This window comes from Limnobacter sp. UBA3528, from assembly GCF_002377005.1.
In the GTDB taxonomy this organism is placed as follows: Bacteria; Pseudomonadota; Gammaproteobacteria; order Burkholderiales; family Burkholderiaceae_B; genus Limnobacter.
The window spans coordinates 1-26,273 of the sequence record NZ_DFOZ01000029.1; the positions used below are offsets into that span (position 1 = coordinate 1).

Annotated in this window: 24 protein-coding genes; 16 read left to right on the top strand and 8 right to left on the bottom strand. The window is 52.2% G+C overall.

Translation table 11 applies throughout. The annotated features are described in order from the left end of the window. Nucleotides 1-69 precede the first annotated feature (69 nt). Nucleotides 70-1,157, top strand: a protein-coding gene (locus tag B4N58_RS08020; RefSeq protein WP_291747954.1) for an IS3 family transposase whose coding sequence is annotated in 2 segments (ribosomal slippage) — nt 70-331 and nt 331-1,157 — 1,089 coding nt in all. Because the reading frame shifts where the segments join, the coding sequence is not laid out codon by codon here. Between the two features lie 60 nt (nt 1,158-1,217). Further along, entirely contained in the window at nt 1,218-2,255 is a 1,038-nt protein-coding gene (locus B4N58_RS08025) for an OmpP1/FadL family transporter (protein ID WP_291747895.1), read from the top strand. A 45-nt stretch (nt 2,256-2,300) separates the two neighbouring features. On the opposite strand, the gene B4N58_RS08030 is transcribed toward B4N58_RS08025, so the two are convergent. From B4N58_RS08030 to B4N58_RS08040, 3 genes are all read right to left on the bottom strand, one after another. Further along, nucleotides 2,301-2,984, bottom strand: a complete 684-nt coding sequence (locus B4N58_RS08030) for a tellurite resistance TerB family protein (RefSeq protein WP_291747898.1) — start codon at nt 2,982-2,984, stop codon at nt 2,301-2,303. Nucleotides 2,985-3,047: 63 nt separating this feature from the next. After that, a complete protein-coding gene (locus B4N58_RS08035) occupies nt 3,048-3,887 on the bottom strand; it encodes a formylglycine-generating enzyme family protein (RefSeq protein WP_291747900.1) in 840 nt (279 codons plus the stop codon). Beyond that, nucleotides 3,880-6,309 carry an arylsulfatase gene (locus B4N58_RS08040; RefSeq protein WP_291747903.1) on the bottom strand — a complete coding sequence of 810 codons (2,430 nt, stop codon included), beginning with the start codon at nt 6,307-6,309 and terminating at the stop codon, nt 3,880-3,882. Before B4N58_RS08040 ends, B4N58_RS08035 begins: the two co-directional genes overlap by 8 nt. A 109-nt stretch (nt 6,310-6,418) precedes the next feature. Between B4N58_RS08040 and B4N58_RS08045 the strand changes: the two genes are divergently transcribed. Next, on the top strand, nt 6,419-7,507 hold the full coding sequence (locus B4N58_RS08045) for a glutathione S-transferase family protein (RefSeq protein WP_291747906.1): 1,089 nt from the start codon (nt 6,419-6,421) through the stop codon (nt 7,505-7,507). Then, complete coding sequence (locus B4N58_RS08050) at nt 7,501-8,067, top strand: TetR/AcrR family transcriptional regulator (protein ID WP_291747909.1); 567 nt, start codon at nt 7,501-7,503, stop codon at nt 8,065-8,067. The genes B4N58_RS08045 and B4N58_RS08050 overlap by 7 nt, the downstream gene beginning before the upstream one ends. Before the next feature lie 19 nt (nt 8,068-8,086). Here B4N58_RS08050 and B4N58_RS08055 read toward each other — a convergent pair whose 3' ends face one another. Continuing rightward, nucleotides 8,087-8,680 carry a TetR/AcrR family transcriptional regulator gene (locus tag B4N58_RS08055; protein WP_008251009.1) on the bottom strand — a complete coding sequence of 198 codons (594 nt, stop codon included), beginning with the start codon at nt 8,678-8,680 and terminating at the stop codon, nt 8,087-8,089. Nucleotides 8,681-8,795: 115 nt separating this feature from the next. On the opposite strand from B4N58_RS08055, the gene B4N58_RS08060 reads away from it, so the two are divergent. From B4N58_RS08060 to B4N58_RS08100, 9 genes are all read left to right on the top strand, one after another. After that, nucleotides 8,796-9,926, top strand: a complete 1,131-nt coding sequence (locus B4N58_RS08060) for a glutathione S-transferase family protein (RefSeq protein WP_291747912.1) — start codon at nt 8,796-8,798, stop codon at nt 9,924-9,926. Then, the gene (locus B4N58_RS08065) at nt 9,923-10,672 is read left to right on the top strand and encodes an SDR family NAD(P)-dependent oxidoreductase (RefSeq protein WP_291747915.1); all 750 of its coding nucleotides are present in this window, start codon (nt 9,923-9,925) and stop codon (nt 10,670-10,672) included. Before B4N58_RS08060 ends, B4N58_RS08065 begins: the two co-directional genes overlap by 4 nt. A gap of 7 nt (nt 10,673-10,679) precedes the next feature. Next, complete coding sequence (locus B4N58_RS08070; RefSeq protein WP_291747918.1) at nt 10,680-11,483, top strand: peptidylprolyl isomerase; 804 nt, start codon at nt 10,680-10,682, stop codon at nt 11,481-11,483. Further along, nucleotides 11,480-12,484, top strand: a complete 1,005-nt coding sequence (locus tag B4N58_RS08075) for a HupE/UreJ family protein (protein ID WP_291747921.1) — start codon at nt 11,480-11,482, stop codon at nt 12,482-12,484. The genes B4N58_RS08070 and B4N58_RS08075 overlap by 4 nt, the downstream gene beginning before the upstream one ends. Then, nucleotides 12,477-14,825, top strand: a complete 2,349-nt coding sequence (locus B4N58_RS08080; protein WP_291747924.1) for a DUF3604 domain-containing protein — start codon at nt 12,477-12,479, stop codon at nt 14,823-14,825. Before B4N58_RS08075 ends, B4N58_RS08080 begins: the two co-directional genes overlap by 8 nt. Next, complete coding sequence (locus tag B4N58_RS08085) at nt 14,822-15,889, top strand: MBL fold metallo-hydrolase (RefSeq protein WP_291747927.1); 1,068 nt, start codon at nt 14,822-14,824, stop codon at nt 15,887-15,889. The genes B4N58_RS08080 and B4N58_RS08085 overlap by 4 nt, the downstream gene beginning before the upstream one ends. A 64-nt stretch (nt 15,890-15,953) precedes the next feature. After that, the gene (locus tag B4N58_RS08090) at nt 15,954-17,702 is read left to right on the top strand and encodes an N-acyl-D-amino-acid deacylase family protein (RefSeq protein WP_008251021.1); all 1,749 of its coding nucleotides are present in this window, start codon (nt 15,954-15,956) and stop codon (nt 17,700-17,702) included. A 37-nt stretch (nt 17,703-17,739) separates the two neighbouring features. After that, nucleotides 17,740-18,108 carry a VOC family protein gene (locus B4N58_RS08095; protein WP_008251022.1) on the top strand — a complete coding sequence of 123 codons (369 nt, stop codon included), beginning with the start codon at nt 17,740-17,742 and terminating at the stop codon, nt 18,106-18,108. A 3-nt stretch (nt 18,109-18,111) separates the two neighbouring features. Beyond that, nucleotides 18,112-18,810, top strand: a complete 699-nt coding sequence (locus tag B4N58_RS08100) for a hypothetical protein (protein ID WP_291747933.1) — start codon at nt 18,112-18,114, stop codon at nt 18,808-18,810. A 15-nt stretch (nt 18,811-18,825) separates the two neighbouring features. Here the strand turns inward: B4N58_RS08100 and B4N58_RS08105 are convergent, their stop codons facing one another. Further along, a complete protein-coding gene (locus B4N58_RS08105) occupies nt 18,826-19,872 on the bottom strand; it encodes an asparaginase (protein ID WP_008251031.1) in 1,047 nt (348 codons plus the stop codon). Between the two features lie 221 nt (nt 19,873-20,093). Between B4N58_RS08105 and B4N58_RS08110 the strand changes: the two genes are divergently transcribed. The 3 genes from B4N58_RS08110 to msrA are packed head-to-tail and all read left to right on the top strand — an operon-like array spanning nt 20,094 to nt 22,051. Further along, nucleotides 20,094-20,903, top strand: coding sequence for a DUF1223 domain-containing protein (locus B4N58_RS08110; protein WP_291747939.1), 810 nt, complete (start codon nt 20,094-20,096; stop codon nt 20,901-20,903). 37 nt (nt 20,904-20,940) lie between these two features. After that, nucleotides 20,941-21,444, top strand: a complete 504-nt coding sequence (msrB, locus tag B4N58_RS08115) for a peptide-methionine (R)-S-oxide reductase MsrB (RefSeq protein ID WP_040513207.1) — start codon at nt 20,941-20,943, stop codon at nt 21,442-21,444. A 4-nt stretch (nt 21,445-21,448) separates the two neighbouring features. Then, on the top strand, nt 21,449-22,051 hold the full coding sequence (gene msrA, locus B4N58_RS08120) for a peptide-methionine (S)-S-oxide reductase MsrA (RefSeq protein WP_291747943.1): 603 nt from the start codon (nt 21,449-21,451) through the stop codon (nt 22,049-22,051). A gap of 10 nt (nt 22,052-22,061) precedes the next feature. Here msrA and B4N58_RS08125 read toward each other — a convergent pair whose 3' ends face one another. The 3 genes from B4N58_RS08125 to B4N58_RS08135 all read right to left on the bottom strand — a co-directional run bounded on the left by B4N58_RS08125 (nt 22,062) and on the right by B4N58_RS08135 (nt 26,040). Beyond that, the gene (locus B4N58_RS08125) at nt 22,062-23,441 is read right to left on the bottom strand and encodes an ATP-binding protein (RefSeq protein ID WP_291747946.1); all 1,380 of its coding nucleotides are present in this window, start codon (nt 23,439-23,441) and stop codon (nt 22,062-22,064) included. Beyond that, on the bottom strand, nt 23,438-24,277 hold the full coding sequence (locus B4N58_RS08130) for a phosphate/phosphite/phosphonate ABC transporter substrate-binding protein (protein ID WP_291747949.1): 840 nt from the start codon (nt 24,275-24,277) through the stop codon (nt 23,438-23,440). Before B4N58_RS08130 ends, B4N58_RS08125 begins: the two co-directional genes overlap by 4 nt. Nucleotides 24,278-24,384: 107 nt before the next feature. Beyond that, nucleotides 24,385-26,040 (bottom strand): 3-(methylthio)propionyl-CoA ligase, encoded by a 1,656-nt coding sequence (locus B4N58_RS08135; protein WP_291747951.1) that lies wholly within the window; start codon nt 26,038-26,040, stop codon nt 24,385-24,387. Nucleotides 26,041-26,273: the final 233 nt, after the last annotated feature.

Here is a 26,273-nt window from a genome sequence, read left to right on the forward strand (position 1 = left end):
GGTAATACCCCCTGCAAACAAACGGGATTGAAAGTAGAATTTTCAACCAAAGAGGAAGAGAGTTCTGCAATGAAACAATCAAGGTTTACTGACAGCCAAATCATGGCAATCCTGAAGCAAGTTGAGAACGGCCTAGCTGTTCCTGACGTTTGCCGCGAGCATGGAATCAGCGTACCCACGTTTTACAAATGGCGGGCCAAGTTTGGTGGCATGGACGCATCTCTGATCGCCAGAATGAAAGAGCTGGAAGCTGAGAATGCGCGTCTGAAGAAGATGTACATCGAAACCCAGATCAAGAATGATTTGCTCTCGGAGGCACTTGGAAAAAAGCCTTGAGGCCATCTGAGAGACGACAGATGGCCGTGGATGCAGTCAACAAGCACAGTGTGAGCATTCGCCTTGCCTGTGAGGTATTTCAGATTAGCCAGACCTGTTACAGGTACAACAAAAAGCGTTCGGCAGAAAATGAACTGATCGCTGACTGGCTGGTTCGACTGACCACAGCACAGCGCAACTGGGGCTTTGGTCTGTGCTTTCTGTACTTGCGCAATGTCAAAGGCTTTGTTTGGAACCACAAAAGAATCTACCGCATCTACCGTGAGCTGGAATTAAACCTGCGAATCAAACCCAAGAAGCGCCTGGTGCGTGAGAAACCTCAACCACTGTTTGAACCGCTGAGAATTAATCATGTGTGGTCAATGGATTTCATGCACGACCAACTGGCCGATGGCAGAAGCATTCGATTGTTCAACGTAATCGACAACTTTAACCGTGAAGCATTGACCATTGAAATCGATTTCTCTCTGCCTTCAGAGCGCGTGATACGCGCTCTGAACCAGCTCATTGAATGGCGTGGCAAACCCGAAGCCATCATCGTGGATAACGGCCCCGAATACATCAGTGGTGTCATGGTGGCTTGGGCAGAAAAACGAGGCATCACCTTGAAATATATTCAACCTGGCAAGCCTCAGCAAAACGCCTACGTTGAACGCTTCAACCGAACAGTTCGCTACGATTGGCTGGCTCAGCATTTATTTGATGACTTGGAACAAATACAGGAACACGCAACAGACTGGATGTGGATCTACAATCACGAAAGGCCGAACATGGCCATCGGTGGAATCACACCCAAAATGAAGTTGGCCATGGCGGCCTAAGCTCTACTTTCGAACCCCGTTAAAAATGGGGGTATTACCAGCGCATCGGGTTCTCATGGTTTGTTGACCCGTTATCGCGAAGACTATCCTGGCCGTGGTTCTGGTCGTGAAAGTGATTTGAAGGTAACGCGTTTGAACCTTGGCTTTGGCTACAAGCTAACCCCTACCTTGTCGATTGGTGCAAACGGTTCCTATGAGCGCTATTTTCAGTCGATCAAACTGCGTGTGAATTTCCGCGATGCCGTGAGCAAGCTGGGGCCACCTGGAACAACTGCTGCACTGGATGGAGCGGCTGCTGCCGGGCTTGCGCCACCCATTCCTGGCGAGACCGATGGCAAGTTGCGTATATTTGGCTGGGCATTCAACGCGCAGGCTGGCCTGCTGTGGGAACCGACGGATCGCACTCGGATTGGCGCGTCGTATCGCCCCAAAACCCGATTCAACGGCAACCAGGGTGAGTTGACCATCAATGAGAATGCAGACACTGCAGCTTTCAGAGAATTTCTCAATGGCGGCCTGGTTACGGTGGCCGGACCAATACTTGGTATCAACGGCCCACAGGCTGCCGGCGATCTTGAACCACAACAACAAGCTCGCCAAAGCGTGATTTTCCCGGACGAGTTCCGCATCTCGCTGTTTCACCACTACAGCCCGAAACTGGACCTGATGGCCACTTACACCTATCAGGATTACACAGAGACTTTCCTGCGCTATGAGCGGGTTGCCACTGGTCGGGTGATTGAGGACGTTCCACAAAACTTCAAAGCGGCACATGCTTACCGGGTTGGTTTGAACTACAAAGCCTACAAACGCCTGACTTTGCATGCAGGTTATGGCATGGAAAACGGTGTGGTGGGTGACGACCTGCGCATTCCAATTTTGCCTGACAACGATCGCCGCTTCTACGGCATAGGTGCCAGCTTCACGCCCAGCCGTGACACCACGCTTTCAGTGGCTTACGGCATTATCGATGTGGACGCAGGCGCAGTGGGCAACAACAATCAGGTCACTCCGGTTGAGGTGTCCGGCGGCGAGTTTAAAGGTATTGCAGACCTCGACGCTGACTTCGTATCGTTCAGCTTGATTCAAAAGTTTTAAGTGTTGATAAAAACACCCTTGAGGCTGTAACTTGGAACGGTCGCTTTAGGCGACCGTTTTTTTCGCCTGCTCAACTTGTGCACGCAGCTCTACTTCCAGTGCAGGGTCCAGCCGCAACTGCTTGGCCAGTTCTTGCAGGTAGCTTCGCTCCATAAAACTTTCCTCGTCCACCACCAACACGCTGGCCAGAAACATCTCGGCGGCCAACTCAGGAGTAGTTGCATAACCCGCAATTTCCAGAGGGTCCAGCGGCTTGTTCATTTCTTGATCGAACCAGCGCTGCAATTGAGGATCGCTGGTAAGTTTTGCAATTTCACCGTCAATCAATTGGCGCTCTTTGGCATCAATATGACCATCGGCTTTTGCGGCGCCAATCAAGGCCCGCAAAATAGCTTGGCTGTGCTGCTCTACTTGTGGTTCTGGCAAACGGTCCACGGTTTGCGGTTCGCGTGTGGCGGCAATATTGCCTTGTTGCTGTTGCCAATTGCCATAAGCTTTATAAGCCAGCATGCCCAAGGCCGCCAAACCACCATAGGTAATCACCTTGCCTGCCATTTTTTTGTGGCGCTTGTTGCCCAACAACATGCCCAAGGCTGCTGTGGCGGCAGCACCGCCGCCAGCGCCGACCAACACATCTTTCATTTGCATATTGCCAGTGGCCTTGCCACCACTTTGCAACATACCAGTACCCGCTTTCAAGAGTTGATCAATCAGACTTTTCGAATTCACACACAGCTCCAGTTTTTTGTTCTTGAACTGAATGGACTGCGGCGATTAAAAAAGATTCCCTGCTTACTTGGGTGAGGTGTTGTAAGCACAACGAAAACCAAGGTGGGAGGTGCTGCTGGCCCCGGCAATGCCAATGCGAGCGGCAGGCCGATAACGCAGACAATATTCCGCAGCACACAGGTGTGAGCCACCCTTCAGGGTAAACAAGGTGTTGGAGTCTTGCTGCGGGCTGCACGAACAACAACCGGCCGGCTTGTCGAGGGCAGGAGCAGCGAAGGCCGACTGCGTCCATTCCCACACATTGCCGATCATGTCGTACAAACCATAACCATTGGCCGGAAACTGGCCCACAGCCACAGTACCCGGTATTCCACCGGGGGCGTAATACCAGGGAAACGCACCTTGCCAAACCTGCGCCATGCGTTGACCATTGGGTGCAAATTCGTCCCCCCATGCAAATTGGGCATTGTGCAGGCCGCCGCGTGCGGCAAATTCCCATTCGGCTTCTGTGGGCAAACGCCCACCTGCCCACGCAGCATAAGCTTTGGCATCTTCAAGGGCCACATGCACCACAGGGTGTTCGCTAAAATTACCGGGCAGCTCAGTACCTGGGCGAGGGTTGTACCAGCAAGCGCCCCGCACTGCTTTCCACCATTGATCGGGATTGTTCAAAGGCACTGGGCCTTGGGTCATTTGAAACACATGGGAATGACCCGTGCGCTCGGCAGCAGTCACATACTTCGTCGCCTCTACAAATTCGGCGAAATCTGAGTTGCGCACGGGAAAAACATCGATTGCGAATTCGGCCACACTCTCAGTGCGCTCAGGACGCTCTTCGGGATAATGGCGATTCGATCCCATTCGAAACTCGCCACCGGAGAGCATGTTGCAGAGTCTAGACATTCAATCCCATTTGGCTCAAAAAGCGCAGCATTTCAACCGGATTGACTTTACTGGTGTCGACATCAATTGTCACCTTGCCCAACTTGCCCTGAAAAGGATTGGGGCCTTTGTAGCGAGTCGATACCTGGTTACCTAAATCAGCACCTACCGTGAAGCCATCGTAACTGGTTGAAAATAAAACGCGCTTGAAAGTGTGCTTGGCCACTTGCTGACCATTCACAAACAAAGCACCTTCACCATCAAATGGGCGGCCAGTCATGCGCTGCTGATACCTGATTTTCAATTTGCCTTCGGGCAACACGTCGCTTGATTCCATTCTCTCGACATAAGGGACCAGGCTTTGTTCATAACACAGTTTGCCATTTTGAATGTAAAGCACCCAACCTGCATATTTGGCGCCTTGGGCCAGCAATACGCCATCGCCCGCAGCCTTGCTTCGTTCACATTCCAGCTCAATGGTGTGCGACAAACCACACACAATGGGTGCCACATCGCGTGCCAAACGCTCAACAGGTGGATAAAAATCCCAACGTGCCCGCAAGCCTTTCTCTTGCCTGTCCTGAACCAAACGAAGTACCAAATTGCGATCATCGAGAGGCAACACATTGTACTGTTGCGCGGCCTGTAACCATTTGCTTTTCAGGCGCTCCACAACCTCTGGGAACTGGGTCGCGAGGTCTGTGCCTTCGGCGGGATCTTTGCTCAAATCATAGAGTTCCCACACATCGTCCTCGAAAGGTTTGCCACGCGTGTGGCGCGCTACTGCACGCCAATTGTTCTCCATGTAAGCGCGGTGCCCCCCCAGCTCAAAGTACTGCTCACTTCGCGTAGGACTGTCAGCCTTGCTGAAGGTGGGCAACACACTTTGCCCTTCAATCGGCTTTTGAGGCTGACCTTTATACACAGTGGGGCGTTCAACACCGGTGGCTTCCAACAAGGTGGGGAACAAATCCACCACGTGCACAAAGTTGTTGCGCAATTCGCCCTGTGCTGCAATGCCCTTGGGCCAGCTCATAATCAAGGGGTCGGCTACACCTCCAAGGTGTGCATACTGTTTGTACATTTTGAATGGCGTGTTCGATGCACTGGCCCAACCCATGGGGTAATGGGGAAAGGTGCCCTCCTCGCCCAGCACATCGTACAACTGTGCGGCTTCTTCAACTGGAATCGGACGACCAAATGCAGGTGCGAACACATTGGGCGTGCCGGTGGGTGTGCCCTCAGGTGATCCGCCATTGTCAGAAAAAAGAACAACAATGGTGTTGTCGCGCACACCCAGCTCATCGAGGCTTTGCAACAAGCGGGCAATGTTGGAGTCCATATTGCTCATCAAACCTGCATACACTTCCATGTAGCGCGCCGTAATTTTTTTGTGCGCCTCAGGTAACTTGTCCCAGCTGTCTGAACCAAAGGAAAGCGGCGGCAATTCAACGGTATCGGGCATGATACCCATCGCTTTTTGTCGCGCAAGGCGCTCGGCACGCACGGTGTCCCAACCTTTGTCGTACTGGCCTTTGTAAGCATCCCGTTCACGGGCCCGAGCCTGCAAAGGCGAATGGGGGCCTGGAAAAGCCAAGTGAAGATAAAACGGTTTACCCGGCTCCAGCGCTTGCTGGGTGCGAATGTAGGTGATTGCGCGGTCGGTCAGGTCATCGCACACGAAATAGTCGGGGGTGTCTGGCGGCTCGACAGGCGCAATCCCGTCAAACAACTCGGAAGGTTTGAAGTAATCGGTGGAATGCCCCTGAAACCAGTAGGCACGGTCGAAACCGCGTTGCGTGGGCCAGTTGTCGTAGGGGCCATTGGCACCAGTGGTGTGTGCGTTGTTCAAGTGCCACTTGCCACTGAGAAAAGTAGACCAACCAGCACCCTGCAGTATTTCAGCCAAGGTGGCTGCCTCGTGTGTTAAATCCCCACGATAACCTGGGTAACCTGCGTCGATATCGGCCAGCCAACCCATGCCCGCGGAATGATGATTCAAACCGGTAAGGAACGAGGCTCGTGTGGGTGAACACATGGAACAAGTGCGAAAGTTGGTGTACTGCAAACCGGTTTTTGCCAAGGTATCGATGGCTGGGGTTTTTATTTCACTGCCGTAGCAACCCAAATCAGAAAAACCGCAATCGTCCAGCAAAATAACCACCACATTGGGCGCGCCGTCTTTGGCCTTTGTTTTGCTGACAGTGGCTGGGCGAGAATCCTGAAACGACAGGGCCACCTGCGCTGCCTCACCTTCTGGCAATGCTTTGGGTGTCATCAGGGCGCGTGCTTTGGTATTGGCTACGTGTGCACCGGTGGCAGCCACGCCCACTGTGGCTGCGCCCACGGCGAGGCCTGAGAGAAAAGCACGTCGTTTCAAACGTTTTGGAGACAAGTCTTCTGGATTGTCGTGGTCATGCTGATCGTCACTTTGCTGCGCCATGTTTGTCCCCTATTTGAATTGAATGTGTCTGATTTTTCTATTGCTTAACTAGTGACACTATTTGTGTCACTATATACAAAAGAAATCCGAACCTCAAGGAGTCGAGCACATGGCAATGCCTAAAGTTTTGAAGGTTCATGGTCTGGATCTTTCATACTTCACCGGAAAACTTGAAGCCTACTTGCGTGGCAAGCAAATTCCCTATGAACTGATTGAAATGGACACCGCTGATTTCAAACGCTGCGGCAAGGCCACTGGCGTGGCACAGATGCCCCAAGTGGAGTGGATCAACGGGCAATGGTTGAGCGACACCACCTTGATCATTGAGTTTCTGGAAACCTTGAAACCAGAAACATCGGTGATGCCGGAACACGTCACACTTCGATTTATTGCACAGCTGTTGGAAGATTTCGGTGACGAATGGCTTTGGCGCCCCGCCCTGTATTACCGTTGGGCCCATGCGCAAGACGCAAGGTTGATGAGCCACCGCTTGGCAGACGGCATGATGCGAGATGTACCACTGCCTTTCTTCATGCGGCGCTGGGCAATATTAAACCGACAACGGCTACATTTCTTGTGGCTTGACGGTGTGCGTAAAACCACCGCCAAGCGGATTGAAGCACACTATCTTGAAACACTGGATGCGCTTGAGTTGGTGCTTAAAAAACAACCGTTTCTTCTTGGTCAACGCCCTACACTGGCCGACTACGGCCTATACGGCAGCATGTTCAGGCATTTCTTTTGCGACCCCACGCCAGCGAGAATGATGCGTACGCGTGCCCCGGCTGTGCATGAATGGGTTGCACGCCTGTGGAATACAACACTGGCCGACTACAACAACGCACCATTTGCAGCGCAGTGGCCCGGCGAGTTAACCCCCTTGCTGAACATTGTGTGTGAAGAATTTTTGCCCTATATGCAAGCCAATGAACAGGCCATTGAGCAAGGCACTCGGAAATTTGAATTCGACAGCAAAGGGGTTCAGTTCAAAATACCCACGCAACGTTACCGTGCCTGGCGCTATCAACGTTTAAAAACGCGCTACCAGGCACTACCGTACTCAAGCCAACAAGAGATAAACACGTGTTTTCCCGAACTGGGCACAGCCTTGAGCAAACCTGTAACATGCCCTGTAGAGGCAAGAATCAAGGGCTTGCCCATAACAACACCCACAACAATGACAAGTAGAACATGGTGAAAGTAGACGGCCGCACCACACGCGGACAAGCCAACAAAAAACAGATTGTTCAGGCACTCATTGAGTTAATACGGGAAGGCCACCCGGCGCCCACAGCAGAAATGGTTTCAGCACGCGCGGGCGTAGGCCTGCGAACCGTGTTCAGACATTTTAAAGACATGGAAACGCTTTACAGGGAAATGACCAGTGAAGTGGATGCCATTGTTGCCCCCGTATTGGCCACCCCGGTGGTGGGCAATAACCTGCAAGAAAAACTGATGCATGCGATTGAGCGGCGCGCCGACATGTTTGAAAAGCTGGCTCCGCTTCAGGCTGCAAGCCTGGTGCACCTGCATGAATCCGAATATTTGCGAAACAGACAGGCCGATACAGTTGAGCTACAACGTTATTTGCTGAAAGCTTTTTTACCGAGCGAGATTGTTAAGGACAAAGCCTTGTTTGAGGCGTTTGATTTGGTACTGAGCATCGAAACATGGTTGCGACTTCGACGAGATCAAAAACTCAGCGTGAAGGCAGCCAAGAAAGTTCTCCAGCGCAGCGTTGAGCAACTATTGAAATAACAATTGGCTAGACGTTCAATCAAATCAGGCGATCAAGCAAGGCATCAAATTGTGCAATGCCTTGGTCGCGTGAAACCACAGCATCGCGAATCAACTGGCGAATACCCCAGAATGAGAGAATAACCATCCATACAAGGCCGGTGGCTGCGGCTTCATCCAGCCCTTTGGCCTTTCGAATGGCAGGCACCCAAAGCTTCAAAATGACCCCACGAATACCCAACCGAATGGTGTCCAGTTCAGGCGAATTCAAACCCGAACCCGCGATCAATTGCCACAGTGCATCGCCTTTGCCCACAGGCATATCCAAAGACACAAACACAGCCGCACGGATGGCCTGTTTGATGTCATCTGGGTTGTTGGTAATCGCCAGTGCCGTGCCTTGCATGGTGTCCGTAAAAATGGCCCATGCAGTAGCCCCCAGCAAACTTTCAAGGTTCGGAAAATGTTGATACACCAACTGTCGGCTTACACCGGCACGGTCAGCCAATGCACTCATGTTCAACACGCCCCAACCTGCTTCTTCGACCAGCTCAGCGGCTGCATTCAGCAGCGACTTTCGGCGATCGTCCTTACCAAGGTAAGGTCTTTTTTCCTGGGTTGCGCGTGTGTTCATTCAAATAAGCTGCAAGGTTGAAACTGACTACAGTGTGCCACACATTCAAACAAATTGACACAGTGTAAATATTAATGTTTTAATCAATTATTAGAAACCCGCAACCAAGGGTCAAATGAGACACACCTACACTTTGTATGGCTGGCACTTGTCCTATTTCACAGGCAAGGCACTTTGCTATTTGCGCTACAAACAAGTTGACCATGTGCTCAAAGCAGTCAACCTGTTTACCCTCACCCGAACCATCAAGAGGAAAACCGGTGCGGCAGTCATGCCGGTGTTGAAAACACCCTCAGGTGAATGGATACAGGACACCAGCGAGATCATTGACTACATCGAGTCGCTGCACCACAAAAACCCGGTGACCCCCAATACGCCCGTACAAGAATTCGCCTCCATGCTTCTCGAGGCTTGGGGTGATGAATGGTGGGTACCTATCGCCATGCACACACGCTGGAATTACCCGGAAAACTTCGCCTTGTTTGAACACGATGCCGGCAAAGCCTTGCTGCCTTGGGCACCGCGTTTTCTACAAAACAAGGCTGCACAGCGACCAGCAAAAATGCTGCGCGGTATGTTGCCTTTTGTTGGAATAGTGCCCGAGCAATACAACACCATGAATGAATGGACCGTGCAAATGCTCGATGCCTTGAACCGACATTTTGAACATTTTCCGTTCTTGTTGGGTGCACGGCCAAGCCTGGGCGACTTTGGTTTGGTCGGCACCATGTATGGCCACCTTGGCCGCGACCCATGGCCCAAACGCGAATTGATCGAACCTCGAATACATTTGAATGCCTGGCTGGAGCGCATGAAAAACCCGGCTGGGTACGCCACACAAAACCTGCTGGGCAACGATCAGATTCCTGAAACATTGAATCCGGTTTTCAAATCGATATTTGAAGAATTCATACCAATGGTGGAACAGGTTGGCGAATTGGCCACCCAATATGCCCAGCAAAACGGATTGAATCAGCGGCTGCCCCGCCGCATCGGTGAAGTCACTACGACCATGGGCGGAAAACCCTTCAAGCGCGGCGCCCTTCCCTACATGATCTGGATGATGCAACGCGCTCTGGATTGCTATGCCCAAATGGCAGACAGCGACAAACACGATGTTCGCACTTGGCTGAAACAACACAACGCGGAACATATTCTGCGCCTTAACCTGCCCCGTGTAGAGCGCAGGGCATTGACCGTGGCAGTGACTGAATTGCCACCAAAACACATGGAGAAAGCAGCTTGAGCAAAACCGTGGTTATCACAGGGGCATCATCGGGTATTGGAAAAGCCTTGGCCCTTGAATTTGCACAACGTGGTTGCAACCTTGGCCTGGCTGCACGCAGGCTGGACAAACTTGAAGCGCTGCGTGCCGAAATCGCACTGCTGCCAGGCTGTCAGAATTTACAAGTCGAAATCATTGAACTTGATGTCAACAACACAAGCGCTGTGGGGCCAACATTGCACACCCTGTTCAGTCATTTAAACCAGGTTGATGTGGTCATTGTAAACGCCGGTGTGAACAAGTTAACCGGTGTAGGCAAGGGCCAGTTAAACGATGAATTGGGATTGATGCAAACCAATTTGCTGGGTGCCATTGCCACCATCAATGCTGCTGTGGAATGGTTCAAACAGGCAGGTGGCGGTCATGTAGTGGGCATTTCATCGCTGGCCTCACTCACGCCCATTCCGAAGCAGGCAGCCTATTGCGCCACCAAGGCTGGGCTGTCCATGTACCTGGATGCCGCAGCCATTGAATTGAAAAAATACAAAATCGATTTCACCAAAATTCTTCCTGGTTTTGTAAAAACTGAAATCGTGGATGACATGGACAAGTTTCCATTTCTGGTATCGGCAGAACAGGCTGCCCGGGAAATGGCCAATCACATTGAAAAACGCCGCAGCGTCGGTGTGGTGCCAGGTTACCCATGGAAACTCTTGAAGCCTTTGTTGGCCAACATGCCCACGGGTGTGTGGCGTTACATGAAATGAACAGGCCATGAAACCTTCTTACTCCGTTCTTGGATTCATTGCGGTAGCTACGCTGATCGGCATGCTTGAATGGCACAGCGGCGAGCAAGCTGCCAGCAATGAGTTGGTGGTGACCGAGGCACAGCGTGCCTTTGTGCGCGAACAGGTTCTACAGGCGGGTACTCAGGCGAACAGTTCTGCAAGTTTTGAGCAAGCAATGGCCACCTACATTGATGAGGAGATTCTTTACCGGGAAGGCTTGAAACTTGGTTTGGAAAAAGACGATTTGATTGTAAAGCGTCGTGTGGTGCAAAAAATGCGCTTTCTGCTCGAGGACATGACCCCAATTGCACCACCCACTGAAGCTCAACTCCAGACCTGGCTGGGTCAAAACGCGCAACGCTATCAAACTGAACAAACAATTGTGTTTGATCATCATTTTTTCAGTCGCGGCAAACGCGGCGATGAAGCGTTTTATCACGCAGGCATTGCACGCGACGATTTGCTTGCGGGCCAAAAGGTTACATCTGACCCGTTTCCCCTGCAAACAGATTCTGAATTACTGAGCCGTGAAAGAATTGCAAAAGAATTTGGTGTAATCACCAGCACAACAATTTTCGATTTGCCCCTTGGTGAGTGGTCACCCCCCGTGCAATCACCGCTTGGCGTTCATCTTTTCAAAGTGAGCCAGAAAAATGCGGGGCGTACCATGACGCTTGAAGAAGCAGGCAGTCAACTTCGATCCGACTTGATCGCAGCCCAGCGGGAAGCTGTAAACGATGCCGGCCTGGCTGCCCTGCGTGCCACCTACACCATCAAGGAAGCCCCATGAAACCCTGGGCAGTCGCTTGCTTGCTGGGTATGGGCCTGCTAAGCGCTGGCATCACAGGCCATGCACACGAAATGGGCACCTCGGCCTTGATTGTTCACGAGAGCACCCAAGGCACTGGCCAGTTTGTGTTCAAACGCACCGTGGGATCAGATGACCAGATACCTCCGATCGACTTTCAGTTTGAACCGGCGTGCGAGTTACGCGATGTCAGCACCGAGTGGGAAGGCAACACGGAACTGATTCAGCGCGGCAGTTTTTTTTGCGGCGGTGCACTGACTGAGCACCAAATTTCAGTGAGCGGATTTACCCGGCTTGCACCCGATCTGATCGTTCTTGCAAGCCCACAGCAAGGTGACCGAATTCACGCAGTGCTCACGCCCAAAGAGTTCACTATTTCATTGGACACAAAAGCCCCAATAACACCTCCACTCGAATACCTCAGCATCGGAATTGAACACATTGTGTTTGGTTTGGACCATGTGCTATTTGTGGCCGGACTTTACCTGCTTTGGAGAAAACGAAAACAGAACGTAAAACAATTGATCGGGCAGTTCACCCTGTTCACGGTCGGGCACAGCCTGACTCTGGCCTTGTTGGTGTTGGGCTGGATTGCAGTACCCACACGCGCCATTGAAGCGTGGATTGCACTCAGCGTATTGTGGCTTGCCTGGGAGCTGGTTCGAGAAGAACCGGCTCAACCGTCGAACTGGTCCCATCTGTTATTGATCGCCGCTTTTGGTCTTTTGCATGGCTCGGGTTTTGCCCTGTCGATGGAAGAACGTGGGTTTCCTCAAGATGCACTGCTAAGCACGCTGCTACTGTTTAATCTGGGCATAGAAATTGGCCAATTGTGGATCGTCACGGTGCTGGCCACGGCATTCACACTACTCGAAAAAACCCACTTGCCCAATTACACACGCTTCGCCCAATATGCCCTAACCCTTTGCATCGGCGGCGCCGCACTGTACTGGACGCTTGAGAGGATTCACAGCTATGTATGAACACAGCACGGTGGTGCGCAAATTAATGCCAGCACGCCTATTAATTTCAACCATTTTTGTGCTGGGCCTTTCGGCCTGCCTGAATTCCAGCGACACAACTGTTGCCCAAACCAATACACCCACTACAGTAAGCCCGGCTGAACGCCCGGACGATGTGGAATGCCTGGGCAGTAGCGTGCGCAAGCAGGCCTTCTTTGGTGATTTGCACATTCACACCAAACTTTCTTTTGACGCCTACTTTTTCAATTCAATCAATGGCCCTCGCGAGGCTTATCAGTTCGCCAAAGGCGAAAACGCCTTTTTGCCCTCCGGTGAAGACCCTGACACACCCATGCGGCAAATCAACATTGGCCGCCCTCTCGATTTCGCGGCAGTCACTGAACATGCCGAACAACTGGGCACCTTCTCCAATATTTGCGAACTACAAGGCAACCTTCCAGCGGGCACCAACCCGGCCTGTGCGGTATTGGGGCAAGTGATTCGTGACAACGTATCGGTGTTCATTACAGGAAATGTGCCCCTTTACCTGCAACTGGTCACCAGCGCGGGTAGCCGCATACCCAGCACGCGAACCTGGGAAGAAATACAAGCCGTGGCCAATGCAGAGAACCAGCCCTGCAAATTCACCACCTTCAATGGCTATGAGTTTTCATCCAACAAAGGTGGGCAAGTTCTGCACCGCAATGTCATTTTCGAAGGTACCCAAGTTCCCGGCGATGTCATCAGTTCAATTCCGCCCATTCCGACCACCGACAACACCAACGACGAGTGGGGCTTGTTTGATCGCCTGAAAACCGAATGCCTTGATGTGGAAGGCTGTGACGTGGTCACCATTCCCCACAGCACCAATCAAAGCGATGGTCGCTTTGCTCGTGCACGCCAGGCCGATACTGGCCTGCCACTGGCCAGAAATAATGCCACACTGACTGCAGCCGATGCCACGTTGCGCAACACCTTCGATCGCCTGTTTGAAATTGTTCAACACAAAGGCGCCAGTGAATGCATCACCGGATTCAACAAAGGCTTAACCGGCGGCGAGGAATCGGGCTGCGGCTTTGAAGAATGGAAAACCCTGTGCAAAGGCAATTCAGATGACCCTGCCGAATGCGCCAAGGTTTGCAAGGGCAAACCCAATGACCCCTTGTTTTGCCAGGTTAACCGCCTGCAAGGCACCGGAAAAAGCATTCATGCTGCCAGCGAATGTACAGGCAGTGATATTGGTGGCTCAACTCCGGCCGACTGCACAACTCCATTGGATTACGCACGCAATGTGCTACCTGAAGGCAGTGCCATTCAACGCAAACTGGGCGTGAACCCTTATCAATACGGTTTCATTGGCTCAAGCGACACGCACAACGGCATTGCAGGCAACACAGACAAAACAAAATTTGCCAAAAATTCTGGCCACGGCGGTGTACTGGACGACGAACCCAACGAAGCCTTGGGCAACTGGGAATGCAAACAGCGACCATTGCCCACGGATTCCATCACTGGTTTCAAATTGCCATTCAGCACCGAATCAGCCGCAGACCCCAACAACTGCGAAGAGCGCGTATTCAACCCGGTGGCCTCGAATTTCACGCCTGGCGGCTTGGCCGGTGTGTGGGCCCGTGAAAATACGCGCAAAGAAATTTTTGCTGCACTAAAACGCCGAGAGACTTTTGCAACCTCGGGCTCGCGCATGCGCATCCGCACGCTCGCATTCAGCAAGCCTTTCCCTGGCAATATTTGTGAGCAATTGGCTGCAGGTGTAAGCCCAATTGAAGAAGGCTTGGTGGAAGGCGTTCCCATGGGTGGCACGCTCGAGGTTGCTTTGAATAACACCAACAAAGGGCCCTACATTGTGGCCTATGCCATTCAAGACCCAGGCGGCGAAGAAGCGGGCGTACCCTTACAGCGGCTTGAACTGATTAAAACCTGGGCCGACTCAAAAGGCGACTTGAAACAACAGGTTCTAAAGCTGGCCGAAAATTCCAACGCACCACAGCCCAATTCTGATTGCAGCATTCAGCAGCAAGGCCCTGAGCAAATGTGTGCGGTGTTTCATGACACACAATTCAACGCCAATCTTGGCGCCAGCTATTACGCCCGTGCACTGGAAAACAACTCATGCCGCTGGACCACGAAAATGTGTACAGCCAAAGGTGTGCAATGCGAAGCACTGCAACCAGGTAACGGATTGTTTTCCGCGCAAAGTGGTTTTGCCGGTTACGAAGGTTGTTGTCGCATTGAGGGTGAGCCTGGGAATTTCCGCGGTGACTTCCGATTCATTACCCAACAGGAACGCGCCTGGAGTTCGCCCATTTGGGTTGAAGGCAAATTACAAGGTTCTACGCCATGATCAAAAAACTGCTGATTGCATCCCTTGCCTTGATGGCTGTTGGTGCATCCATCGCCTATGTTCAACGCAGCAATATTGCCCTGACACTGGTTGAAAAAGTAGCCACAGAACGCATGAAGAACCCGCTGGATGGTTTAAGCGATGGTTTGCATGTGGGTTTGTGCGGCACTGGCTCACCCTTCCCCGACCCACAGCGCGCAGCCCCTTGCACCTTGGTGATTGCAGGCAAAGACATGTTTTTGTTCGATGCTGGCAGCGCCGCCGCCAAACAGATTGCCAACATGAATTTTTCAACAGGCCAGCTCAAAGGTGTGTTCATCACCCACTTTCATTCCGACCACATTGACGGCCTTGGCGAAGTGCTAATGACCCGCTGGGCGCAGCACACTGAAGGGCAACGATTGACCGTACATGGCCCCACCGGCGTGTCCAATGTATTGAATGGCTTCAAGATGGCCTACGAAGCCGACAATGGCTACCGCACGGCACACCACGGCGCTGCAACCATGCCCCCTGAACTGGCCGGTGCCGACGTGAATGAGTTCACGGTACAAAAAGGCAGTACCACCACCGTGCTTCAACAGCCTGATTTGCTGATTGAAGCCTTTGCGGTGAACCACCAACCCATTAACCCGGCGGTGGGTTATCGAATTGCCTACAAAGGCCGAACCGTGGTTCTTAGTGGCGACACCACCAGTGACGAACAAGTGAAAAACGCGGCCCGCAAGGCTGACCTGTTGGTACATGAAGCACTAAGCCCCGAACTGGTGGCCCGTTTGCAAGACACTGCCATCAAAAACCAGCGAAGCAAGCTCGCCAAAATCTTCTCCGACATTCCCAACTACCATGCAAGCCCACTGGATGTAGCTGTGCTGGCGCAGGAAGCCGAGGTTGGCCATGTCGTGCTGAGCCACATTGTGCCGCCATTGCCCTTGCCACCCCTGAAGGAAATCTTTCTGGGCAAGGCGCCCGATGTATTCCAAGGGCCCTTCCGCATTGGGGAAGACGGCGATTTCATCAGCCTGCCCGCTGGCAGCAAAGAAGTGATTTACGGTCGCCGATAAAACTTTTTCCCAATTCGACAAGATTTCTTGTTACATTTGAAAAAAATGAGAATTGGAGACAAAAATGTCAGCATCAACCTTCGACGTGGTCATCAAGGGTGGACGGTATTTTGATGGCACAGGTGGCCCTTCGGCCATTCGACACATCGGTATCAAAGACGGCCGTATCGCCGCAGTCAGCGAAACAGCGCTTCAATTCGAGGGCAACCCGCGAATTATTGATGCGACCGGCCATTGGGTCACCCCCGGTTTTCTGGACACCCACACCCACTACGACGCCGAAATGATCGTGGCCCCCAGCCTGTCTGAATCGGTTCGGCATGGGGTAACTACCGTACTGGTGGGCAGTTGCTCACTCAGCATGATTTGCAGCGAAGCCGAAGATGCTTCGGACATTTTCACGCGCGTGGAAACCGTGCCCCGTGAAAAAGTGCTCCCGATTCTTCAAGAGAAAAAAACCTGGAGCACGCCGCGCCAGTGGGTTGAGTTTGTGCAAAAACAACCGCTGGGCCCGAACCTGATTTCATTTTTGGGCCACAGCGATTTGCGCGTGGGCACCATGGGTTTGCTGGACTCCACCGACCGCAAAATCAAGCCCACAGAAGCCCAAATGCAGAAAATGGAAGCCACGTTGACCGAGGCGCTGGACGCTGGTTTCCTGGGCCTTTCAACCATGTGCCTGAAATGGGACAAAATAGACGGCGACCGCGCTTGGTCGAAAAGCTTGCCCAGCACCTACGCACGCTGGAGCGAGCTTCGCCGCCTGAACAAGATTTTGCGCAAGTACCGCCGCGTGCACCAGGGCGCACCGAACGCAGCCAACCCGCTGCAAATTTTCGAGTACCTGATTGAAACACTGGGCTGGATTCGCAAACCCCTGAAAACCACGCTGATTGCGCTCATCGACTTGAAAGGCAACAAAACCGTTCGGCCCATGGCGCAAATTTCAAGCAAGGTGGTGAATTGGCTAGGCGGTGCATTCCGCTGGCAGTTGCTGCCCACGCCGTTTACCGTGTATGCAGATGGCATTGATGTGGTGTTTTTTGAAGAATTTGGTGCAGGCGAAATGGCGCTTGACTTGCGCACGCAAATTGAACGCAACAGCCTGCTTCAAAACGAAGATTACCGCCGCCAGTTCCGCAAGTTTTATGGCCAGAAACTCAGCCCGCGTGTTTGGCAGCGTGATTTCGGTGATGCCATTATTCTGGAATGCCCCGATGCCAATTTGGTGGGCAAAAACTTTGATGAAGTGGCCCGCGCACGCAAAGTGCATGTGGTCGATTTGTTTCTGGACTTGGTGGTGCAGTTTGGGCGCCAGTTGCGCTGGTACACCACCGTGGGCAATCACAAGCGCGAGGTAATTCGCGAACTGGTGCAAGACAAAAATACACTGATCACTTTCAGCGACGCAGGCGCGCACATTCGCAACATGGCGTTCTACAACCTGCCCTTGCGCTTTCTGAAACTGATCCAGGAAACCATCGACGAGCACCAACCCATCATGAGCATGGAACATGCAGTGTGGCGCTTAACCGGCGAGCAGGCCGACTGGCTCGGCATTGAAGCCGGCAAGATTCGCGTGGGTGACCGGGCTGATGTGGTGGTGCTGAACCCGGATGCGCTGAATCAGAACCTTGAACAGGTGAGCTGGGGCGAGATGGAGAATTTTGGCTTGCAACGATTGGTGAACAGAAACCCGGGCGTCGTAAAACATGTGCTGATTAATGGCAAGATAGCAGTTGAGAACGAGGCCGTAGTGCCCGAACTCGGCAAAGAAATGGGCTTTGGGCAATTTTTGCCTGCAAGAACCTGAACAAAGTAAAAAACCAAACAATCCACGGAGAAGTACGATGATTGGATATGTAACACTCGGCACCAATGACCTGCCAAAAAGCGGTGAATATTTTGACAAGCTGCTGGCACCCTTGGGCGCCAAGCGCGTGCTGGACTTGCCGCACGGTATTTTCTGGGGCACCAGCCTGGCCGAGCCATTCTTGGGCATCATGAAACCTGCCAACGGCCAAGCTGCCAGTGTAGGCAACGGCACCATGGTTGCGATTGCTGCCAAAGACCGCGCACAGGTCGACGCTTTCTATGCCCATTGCAAAGAACACGGCTGCACCTGTGAAGGCGCACCCGGCGAACGCATGCCCGGCTTTTACGCGGCCTACTTCCGCACACCGGAAGGCCACAAGATGAACATTTTCAAAATGGGCTAAAGCTTGAATTCAGTTGATTCAATCATTGACGAGTTTGCAGGCCTTGAAGAAGTGCCTGCACCCTGGACCTTGACCGGCAAAGGATTGATTGTGGTCATGCGCAGCAAGGCTGCAAAGCTGGGTGCTGACAAACGCATTCCGCTGGACATTCGCGAGACGCTGAAAACACCCTTGAGTGTGTTGATGTTCGTGGACTACACCCATTCCAACGCCGGGCCTTACAAGGAATTGCTCTACATTCCGGGCACCGCACAGTTCAGTGAAAAGCTTGGCAACAAACGCCTGCCAACCATCAGCAATATTGTGGTGAGCAGCGCGAGCAGCGTTAAAAATGGTCGAATCAATTGGGGCATTCCGAAAAACCTGTGCAGCTTCGATGTTGCACAGGGTCCGGAAGGGGTGCAGGAAATCAACCTGCACCACGACGGTATCGCCCAGTTTGAACTGGCCTACCGCGGCAAGGGTTTTTCCTTCCCGATTCACACCAGCCTGGTGCCCGGTTTCATGAAAACACTGGGTCAACGCTGGCAAGGTCAGGAGTTTTTATACAGCCCAAGTGCGAAAGGCAAGGCCCGGTTTGCCAATGTGCATGTGCTACAAAACCTGGGCGATGCCTTTCCGGATCTGGACATCAAGGATGTGGTCACTGCACTTGAAATCACCCAGTTTCAGATGACTTTTCCAGTGGCCCACATCGCTTGAACTAACTGCTCAAACTTATCGGTCAAACAAAGGCTGCAAGTCGGCCTTTTTGTTGATCCCCGATTGCAAAGCCAACATCAGCAAGATGCGTGCTTTTTGGGGTGACAAATCATCGGCCATGACAGCACCTGCATCGAACGTAGTTTTACCGCCACCCACAAAGCCATAGTTGGCCATCACCCGACCCTGGTGCACGCGCGTTGAAATGACCACGGGCACGTTTTTCGACAAGGCGTACTGCACTGCCTCAAACATGGGGATATTCATATTGCCCATACCCAAAGCCTGAACAACAATACCCTTCACGCCACGGTCAACGGCATTGCGCAAAGCGGCGCCTGTTGCACCGCCATACATGGCAACAATTTCCACCTCAGGCATGGGGCCATCGACCAACTGGAATGTTTGGCGACGCAGCGGTGTCGTGGCATACATGACACGGTCCGGGTACACCTCACCAATCAAGCCAAACGCACCGCTCTGGAAGGTTTCAACGTTCTGCGTGTGGGTTTTGGTCACATAACGCGCAGCATTGATCTGGTTGTTCATGGCCAACATCACGCCCTTGTTCCTGGACTGTTCATCCACCGCAATTCGCACGGCATTCAGCAGGTTACGGGGGCCGTCAAAATCAGACGAAGAGGCGTTGCGCTGGGCACCAATCAACACCACGGGCTTTTCAGAACGCACAGTCAGGTCCAGCCAAAATGCGGTTTCTTCCAGCGTATCCGTGCCGTGGGAAACAATCACACCGGCCACTTCAGGACGAGCCAAAGCTGCATTCACTTCCTTGGTCAACTGCACCCAACGTGGCGGGTCCATGTAATCGGATGGCACATTCGACAAACTCTTGACCTGAATGTTGGCGTACTTACCCACATCGGGCACCGTGGCCAACAAGTCTTCACCTGAAATGGCTGGCACGGGCGCATTTTTCACCGGGTCAATTTTCATGGCAATGGTGCCGCCGGTGGCAATGAATTGCACCACGGGTTTGTCTTGTGCATGCACGGCAAAAGTAGTGGTCAGCAAGGCTGACGCAAGCAAGGCTTTTAATTTCATCCCAATCTCCTGTTTTTATGGAAGTCGCCCCGACACTTGGTTTTCGAGGCCGGTTAACTCTAACAGGGTAAGTAAATTACCCGCGGGTCACTTAGTCAGAGTAGTCACAGGACTTGCCACACTTGTTAACCAACGCAGAATTTGATAGGCACTGCGATGTAACCTTTCCGGGAAATCCGGCGAATACCCTCCTGAACAAAACGCAGCATGCGGAGGGTTGTATGACAAATCGCTTGAACTTCATGGCAGGCACAGGTGCTTTGGCCCTCCTCGGCCTGGGCAGTTCACCTGCTTTGGCCCAGCAGGGCAGTTGCAATTGGACGAGCCCCGCTGAGCGCATGATCGTCGCCGAGCTTTACACGTCGGAGGGCTGTAGCAGCTGCCCACCAGCTGACCGTTGGCTAAGCAGCCAGCTGACCACACCCGAGCGGGCAAACAATATCCTGGCGCTTTCATTTCATGTGGACTACTGGAATTACATCGGCTGGGAAGACCCCTACTCGAAAAAGCAATTCACCGAACGGCAATACGCCCACAAACGCACCGGCAATGTGAGTCAAATTTACACACCGCAGTATGTGTTTTCCAACCGAGAGGTTCGTCGTTGGGGCCAGGCCGGGCTGATTCCTCAGCGACTGGCTGCCATGCAACAAGACAAGGCACCCGTGGGCCTGCAAGTGTCGCTGGAACGAAAGGCAAGCAATCAGGTCGAAGTGGAGGTTAAAACCGAATGGCTGGATGAACGTTATTCTGGAGGGCGCGTGTTTGTTGCCTTCTATGAAGACAATTTGAGCCAACAGGTGAAGGCCGGAGAAAACCGGGGCGAATTATTGAAACACGACCGGGTGGTGCGGCATTTGAGTGAAGCGAAAAAAGTGTCACCCACCGCGAAGGTTCAGGTGTTCAAGCACACCTTGCCAGCCGACTGGAACCAAAACAATGTGGGGCTTGGCGTGATTGTTGAAAACAATGAATCCAATACCGTTCTTCAGGCATTGAATGCACCAAGGGCCCTAGGCCAGTGCAGTTGAATATTGATTGAGTGATTTAAAAGAAGGAAATACCACCATGCAACGTCGTACAGTCATCGCAGGTTTGGCCGCCATCGGCGCAGGTCTGTTTTTCACAAAACCCATGAGTTCAATTGCCAGCATGAACAAGCTGAATAAATCTGAAGCCGAATGGCTGAAAATCATCAAGAAAGACCAGTACAACGTGCTGTTCAAAGAGGCCACCGAGCGCCCGTTCTCCAGCCCCTTGAATGACGAGAAACGCAAGGGCACCTATGTGTGTGCAGCCTGTAACCTGCCGCTGTTCCCTTCCCAATACAAATACGACAGTGGCACTGGTTGGCCCAGTTTTTTTGATGCCAACAAAGGCGCACTGAATACCAAAACCGATTACAAACTGATTTTGCCGCGCACGGAATACCACTGCAGCAATTGTGGCGGCCACCAAGGCCATGTGTTCGACGACGGCCCTGCCCCAACCGGCAAACGCTATTGCAACAACGGCCTGGCGCTAGCGTTCGTTCCCGAAGGTCAAACATTACCCGCAGTTCGAAAGGCTTGATCAAATGAAATCCATGAAACTGAAAACAAGTCTGGCTTTGGCCATGGGCTTTCTGGCGGCAACAGGTGCGCAGGCTGAAACAAAAACCGCGGTGTTTGGTGGCGGCTGCTTCTGGTGCACAGAAGCCGACTTTGACAAAGTACCCGGCGTGTTGAAAACCATATCTGGCTATGCCGGTGGCCAATATAAAGACCCGGATTACAAAGTGGTCAGTGCTGGTAAAACCGACCACACGGAAGTGGTCGAAGTGACTTACGACGACACGAAAGTCAGCTACAGCGAACTGGTGGAATACTTTTGGAAGACCATTGACCCTACAGTCAAGAATCGCCAGTTTTGCGACAGTGGTACGCAGTACCGCAGCGGGTTTTATTATTTGAACGATGAGCAAAAGAAAATTGCTGAAGCCAGCAAAGCCAGGTTACAGGCCAGTGGCAAGTTCAAAACCATTCATACCGAAGTGGCACCAGTGGTGAAGTTTTACCCGGCTGAGGAATATCATCAGGATTACTACACAAAAAATCCGATTCGCTACGGTTATTACCGCAATGGATGTGGTCGCGACAAACGATTGGAAGAACTTTGGGGCGCGAAAGCGAAGCCTTAATCAGGCTGACTCAAAAGCTGGCTACAGTGAAGTGGAAGGTGCTGCCCTTGCCCACTTCACTTTCAAGCCAAACCGTGCCCTGCATCAATTCCACCAACTTGCGCGTAATGCTCAAGCCAAGCCCGGTGCCACCAAAATTTCGGGTCACTGAAGAATCGGCCTGCTCAAACGGTTTGAATATCGCTTCCATTTTTTCAGGTGCAATACCAATGCCCGTGTCACGCACTGAGCAATGCAATTCTGTTTGTCCCAGCGCATTGGTATGAAAGTCCACAAACAGCCTAACCCCACCCTTTTCCGTGAACTTGATGGCATTGCCCACCAGGTTGTTTACCACTTGCAGCAAACGCACAGGGTCGCCCACAAACTCCGTTGCGCAGCGGTCCGAAAACTCGCACTGTAGCATCAATCCTTTCGCAGCAGCTTTAGGCAACATGGGGCCAATGGCCTGTTCAAACACTTTAGCCGGGTTGAAGCTGACTTTCTCTAGCGTCATCATGCCGGCTTCAATTTTCGAGAAATCAAGAATCTCGTTCACAATTGTCAGCAAAGTGTTGGCAGACTCATGCGCCACTTCAATGAATTCCCGCTGGGGTTTGGTCAGTTTGGTTTCAAGCACCAGTTCAGTCATGCCCAGAATGCCATTCAACGGCGTACGAATCTCATGGCTCATGGTGGCAAGAAACTGGCTTTTTGCGCGACTTGCACTTTCGGCCAGTTCTTTGGCGCGCAATTCATCATCCAGGTGTTCTGCGGTTCGCTTGATCATTTCAAACGCCGGGCGAAACTCAGTGGGCAAACTCTCAATTTGCGAATTCAAATCCGAATTCACATGCTCAACGGCACCCAACCAGCGCTTAAGCGGAAACCAGATCACCAACATGCCACCGATCAACCCACCTACAGCCGACAACATGGCCACGCGAATCAAACCCCAAAAGCCCTCTGCAATCGCATCCACCGCAAAAGTAAATCGAAGCACGCCATAGTCAAAACCGCCTGCATTCACTGCCCAGTTCACGTCATATAGCTGGGCAGCCACCTTGTCGCGCAGCCACTTGGGCGCCGTGGTTCTATCGATTTGAGAGTTCTGGCTTTGTATCACGGCACCTGTCAGATCAATGAACTTGGCTGAAGCAAAGCGCGATCCCGGAATGGCCATGTCCAGCGTGCGCTGAATGGTGTCGTAATCTCCGATCACAGCGCTGTCAGTCACTACGTGTGCAACCACGCCCACCATCATATTGGCGGAATCCTGAGCTTCTTCTAATGCACTTCGATACTGAAAATTAGAGAATGCAGCAAAACTGATTATGACGAAGGCAAGCAAGGCCACCGAGTAAAGCAGAAATACCCGACCAACCAGCGAAGATGGTAATACGCGAATCATCTGACGCTAATGGGTGCAGTGGCATAAAAGCGGCGGTAACTGTCATAGTCCCTGTCGCTGGATGACAGAAAATGACTTTCTGGATCCATGCCAACGGATTCGGAGGCGCGCCTTAATATGTCAGCGCCTTCGCGGTTCTTGTGCATGTTCTGAAACGCATTGGCCACTGCGCGCACGTCTTTCGCAGGCACTTTACTGGATGCCATCAAGGCCAAATCCAGATAGGGCTCTGAAGTCCACAGCACGCGGAATTTGATGCCTTCAGTTTCGGCGTAACCATCAATCAATGCAGAATTGCTGCCTACTGCAACTGCCCTGCCCGCCAGCAACTGCGCAAAGGCTGCGTTTTGATTGCCGGCGAATATCGGATTGGTTTCTATGCCTTTGTTGATCAGTTCAGCCTGTGGCAAGCGGTAACCGATGAATGCTTCGCGACCGGCGTACACCACGTTCGCACCCTTCAAGTCTTGCAAGGTTCTGAAAGGTGAATCATCAAGCACGGCAATTTGACCCTGCAATGCCGGGCCAGTGCGCCGACCAAACACTTTCCAGCCCAAACGGTCGCGCTCGGGGCTGAACAAGTGGTTGGAAAATACGAATTCAACCTCTTGTGCCAACACATAGGCTGTGGTGTCAGCTGAAGTGCGACCAATCTTCAGCTCCAGCTGTACGCCACTTTTCTGACTGATGTAAGCGATGATGGGGTTCCAATACGCAGCAGTTTTGGGAATGTCCCACTGGTTCACAGGTGAAAAGCGGTAAACGGGTTGCTGGGCAAAGGCTAAAGAACTACTTAATAGCGCGGCCATGGCCACAAAAAACAAACGCAGCGTCATCTTGAAATCTCATCGGTATTGCGGGGATGAGCAAGGATAAACGCTGCGTTTGAATTTTAAACTATTAAATAATAGGTGTTTTACAATTTAACTATTGGATTAAACAGTCAAGCTTGTGAACAACCGCCAAACTGCACACCTTTGAACTGCTGGCGTAACTCCGATTTCTGTACCTTGCCGGTGGCACCAATCGGCATGGCATCAACAAATTCGACATCGTCAGGAATGTGCATTTTTGTAATTCGGCCTTCGTAAAACTGCAACAACTCTTGCTTGCTCACCTCAGCACCTGGACGTTTTACAACAATCAACAGCGGGCGCTCATTCCACTTTTCATGCGGAATGGCAATGACCGCTGACTGCAATACAGCCGGATGGGACATTGCAATATTTTCCAGATCGATTGAGCTGATCCACTCCCCGCCCGACTTGATTACGTCTTTGGTTCGGTCCGTGATCTGCATCAAGCCATCGGGTGCCATGCGGGCCACGTCGCCTGTGGCGAACCAGCGTTTACCGGTTTCATCATGGCTGAAGGCTTTGGCTCCATCGCCACCATAGTATTCACTGAGCACCCAATGCCCGCGTACATGCAGTTCGCCGCTCTGCTCGAAGTCCCAAGGCAGCTCCGTGCCGTCTTCTGCCAGCAATTTCATGTCCACGCCAAAAATGGTTCGACCTTGCTTGGCCACAATTTCATACTGTTCCTGCTTCGGTAAATTGCGTTCATCACCGCTGAGCTTGGACACAGTGCCCAAGGGCGACATTTCCGTGCTGCCCCAACCTTGCATCAACTCAACGCCCATTTCGTCGAATTCCTTGATCAGGCTCACCGGCACAGCCGAGCCACCCACCAGCGAGCGCTTCAATGTGCTGAAAGTCAGGCCGTTCGTTTTCATGTGGTTAATCAGTCCCAGCCAAATGGTGGGCACACCGGCTGCAACGGTTACCTTCTCGCTTTCCAGCAAGTTGTAAATTGAAGGACCATCGAGTTGCGGTCCGGGCATGACAAGCTTGCAACCTGTCATCAGCGCAGCGTATGGCAGGCCCCACGCATTCACATGGAACATGGGAACGACTGGCAACACAATGTCCTTTCGGGTCAATGCAATGGCATCGGCACAATTGGACATCATCGCGTGCAACATCGTCGAGCGGTGGGAATAAAGAATGCCCTTCGGATTCCCGGTAGTACCTGACGTATAGCAAAGGGTACAGGCTGAATTTTCATCAAAATCTGGCCACACATAATTGTCGCTTTGCACAGTCAGCAGGGCTTCGTAATTCAACAAGCCCGCCACAGGGGAATCAGCAGGCATTTTGTCTTCGTCGATCATCAACACCCAGTTTTTTACGCTTGGACAATGCGGTGCGATTGCCTTGATCAGGGGTGCGAAAGTCCAATCAAAAAAGATGGTGGTGTCTTGCGCGTGGTTGATGATGTAGATTAACTGCTGCGGTGTGTAACGCGGATTCAGGGTGTGGGTCACAGCCCCAATGCCGGCCACCGCATAATAAATTTCAATGTGCCGGTGATTGTTCCAGGCAATCGTTGCAATGTTGTCGCCTTGCTCTACACCCAGGGCATGCAGCGCATTGGCAAGCTGCCGGGTTCGCGCAGCCATGGCCTTGAAGGTGATTCGGTGAAGGTCGCCTTCAACGCGGCGACTGACCACTTCCTGTGCGCCGTAAAAACGCTCGGCATGCACCAAAATAGAGGAAAGCAGCATGTTCTGCTTCATCATCAAACCAGGCTTCAACATCGTCTCTGTCTCCTTGTACTGTTTGGAATATTTTTACAAAGTGTAACCCATGAAAGCGGAACCTCGGTTCCAATTTTTAAGGACTTTTTGCATGCCCATGTCTTCGTGTGACAACAACTTTGATAACTTGATTCCACGTCACGAATAAACTTTTTAAGCAGCATCAAAATGACTTTAAACAGTGCCTCAGGCTACTGGCAAAACATTGATTGTTGATTTGCACCCAAATTTGA

What these genes read in the sequence shown, in the direction of transcription:
- B4N58_RS08035 (WP_291747900.1), bottom strand. Translation starts at nt 3,887, where the DNA reads ATGTCTAGACTCTGCAACATGCTCTCCGGTGGCGAGTTTCGAATGGGA.
- B4N58_RS08040 (WP_291747903.1), bottom strand. Translation starts at nt 6,309, where the DNA reads ATGGCGCAGCAAAGTGACGATCAGCATGACCACGACAATCCAGAAGAC.
- B4N58_RS08045 (WP_291747906.1), top strand. Translation starts at nt 6,419, where the DNA reads ATGGCAATGCCTAAAGTTTTGAAGGTTCATGGTCTGGATCTTTCATAC.
- B4N58_RS08050 (WP_291747909.1), top strand. Translation starts at nt 7,501, where the DNA reads ATGGTGAAAGTAGACGGCCGCACCACACGCGGACAAGCCAACAAAAAA.
- B4N58_RS08055 (WP_008251009.1), bottom strand. Translation starts at nt 8,680, where the DNA reads ATGAACACACGCGCAACCCAGGAAAAAAGACCTTACCTTGGTAAGGAC.
- B4N58_RS08060 (WP_291747912.1), top strand. Translation starts at nt 8,796, where the DNA reads ATGAGACACACCTACACTTTGTATGGCTGGCACTTGTCCTATTTCACA.
- B4N58_RS08070 (WP_291747918.1), top strand. Translation starts at nt 10,680, where the DNA reads ATGAAACCTTCTTACTCCGTTCTTGGATTCATTGCGGTAGCTACGCTG.
- B4N58_RS08075 (WP_291747921.1), top strand. Translation starts at nt 11,480, where the DNA reads ATGAAACCCTGGGCAGTCGCTTGCTTGCTGGGTATGGGCCTGCTAAGC.
- B4N58_RS08080 (WP_291747924.1), top strand. Translation starts at nt 12,477, where the DNA reads ATGTATGAACACAGCACGGTGGTGCGCAAATTAATGCCAGCACGCCTA.
- B4N58_RS08085 (WP_291747927.1), top strand. Translation starts at nt 14,822, where the DNA reads ATGATCAAAAAACTGCTGATTGCATCCCTTGCCTTGATGGCTGTTGGT.
- B4N58_RS08090 (WP_008251021.1), top strand. Translation starts at nt 15,954, where the DNA reads ATGTCAGCATCAACCTTCGACGTGGTCATCAAGGGTGGACGGTATTTT.
- B4N58_RS08095 (WP_008251022.1), top strand. Translation starts at nt 17,740, where the DNA reads ATGATTGGATATGTAACACTCGGCACCAATGACCTGCCAAAAAGCGGT.
- B4N58_RS08105 (WP_008251031.1), bottom strand. Translation starts at nt 19,872, where the DNA reads ATGAAATTAAAAGCCTTGCTTGCGTCAGCCTTGCTGACCACTACTTTT.
- B4N58_RS08110 (WP_291747939.1), top strand. Translation starts at nt 20,094, where the DNA reads ATGACAAATCGCTTGAACTTCATGGCAGGCACAGGTGCTTTGGCCCTC.
- msrB (WP_040513207.1), top strand. Translation starts at nt 20,941, where the DNA reads ATGCAACGTCGTACAGTCATCGCAGGTTTGGCCGCCATCGGCGCAGGT.
- msrA (WP_291747943.1), top strand. Translation starts at nt 21,449, where the DNA reads ATGAAATCCATGAAACTGAAAACAAGTCTGGCTTTGGCCATGGGCTTT.
- B4N58_RS08125 (WP_291747946.1), bottom strand. Translation starts at nt 23,441, where the DNA reads ATGATTCGCGTATTACCATCTTCGCTGGTTGGTCGGGTATTTCTGCTT.
- B4N58_RS08130 (WP_291747949.1), bottom strand. Translation starts at nt 24,277, where the DNA reads ATGACGCTGCGTTTGTTTTTTGTGGCCATGGCCGCGCTATTAAGTAGT.
- B4N58_RS08135 (WP_291747951.1), bottom strand. Translation starts at nt 26,040, where the DNA reads ATGTTGAAGCCTGGTTTGATGATGAAGCAGAACATGCTGCTTTCCTCT.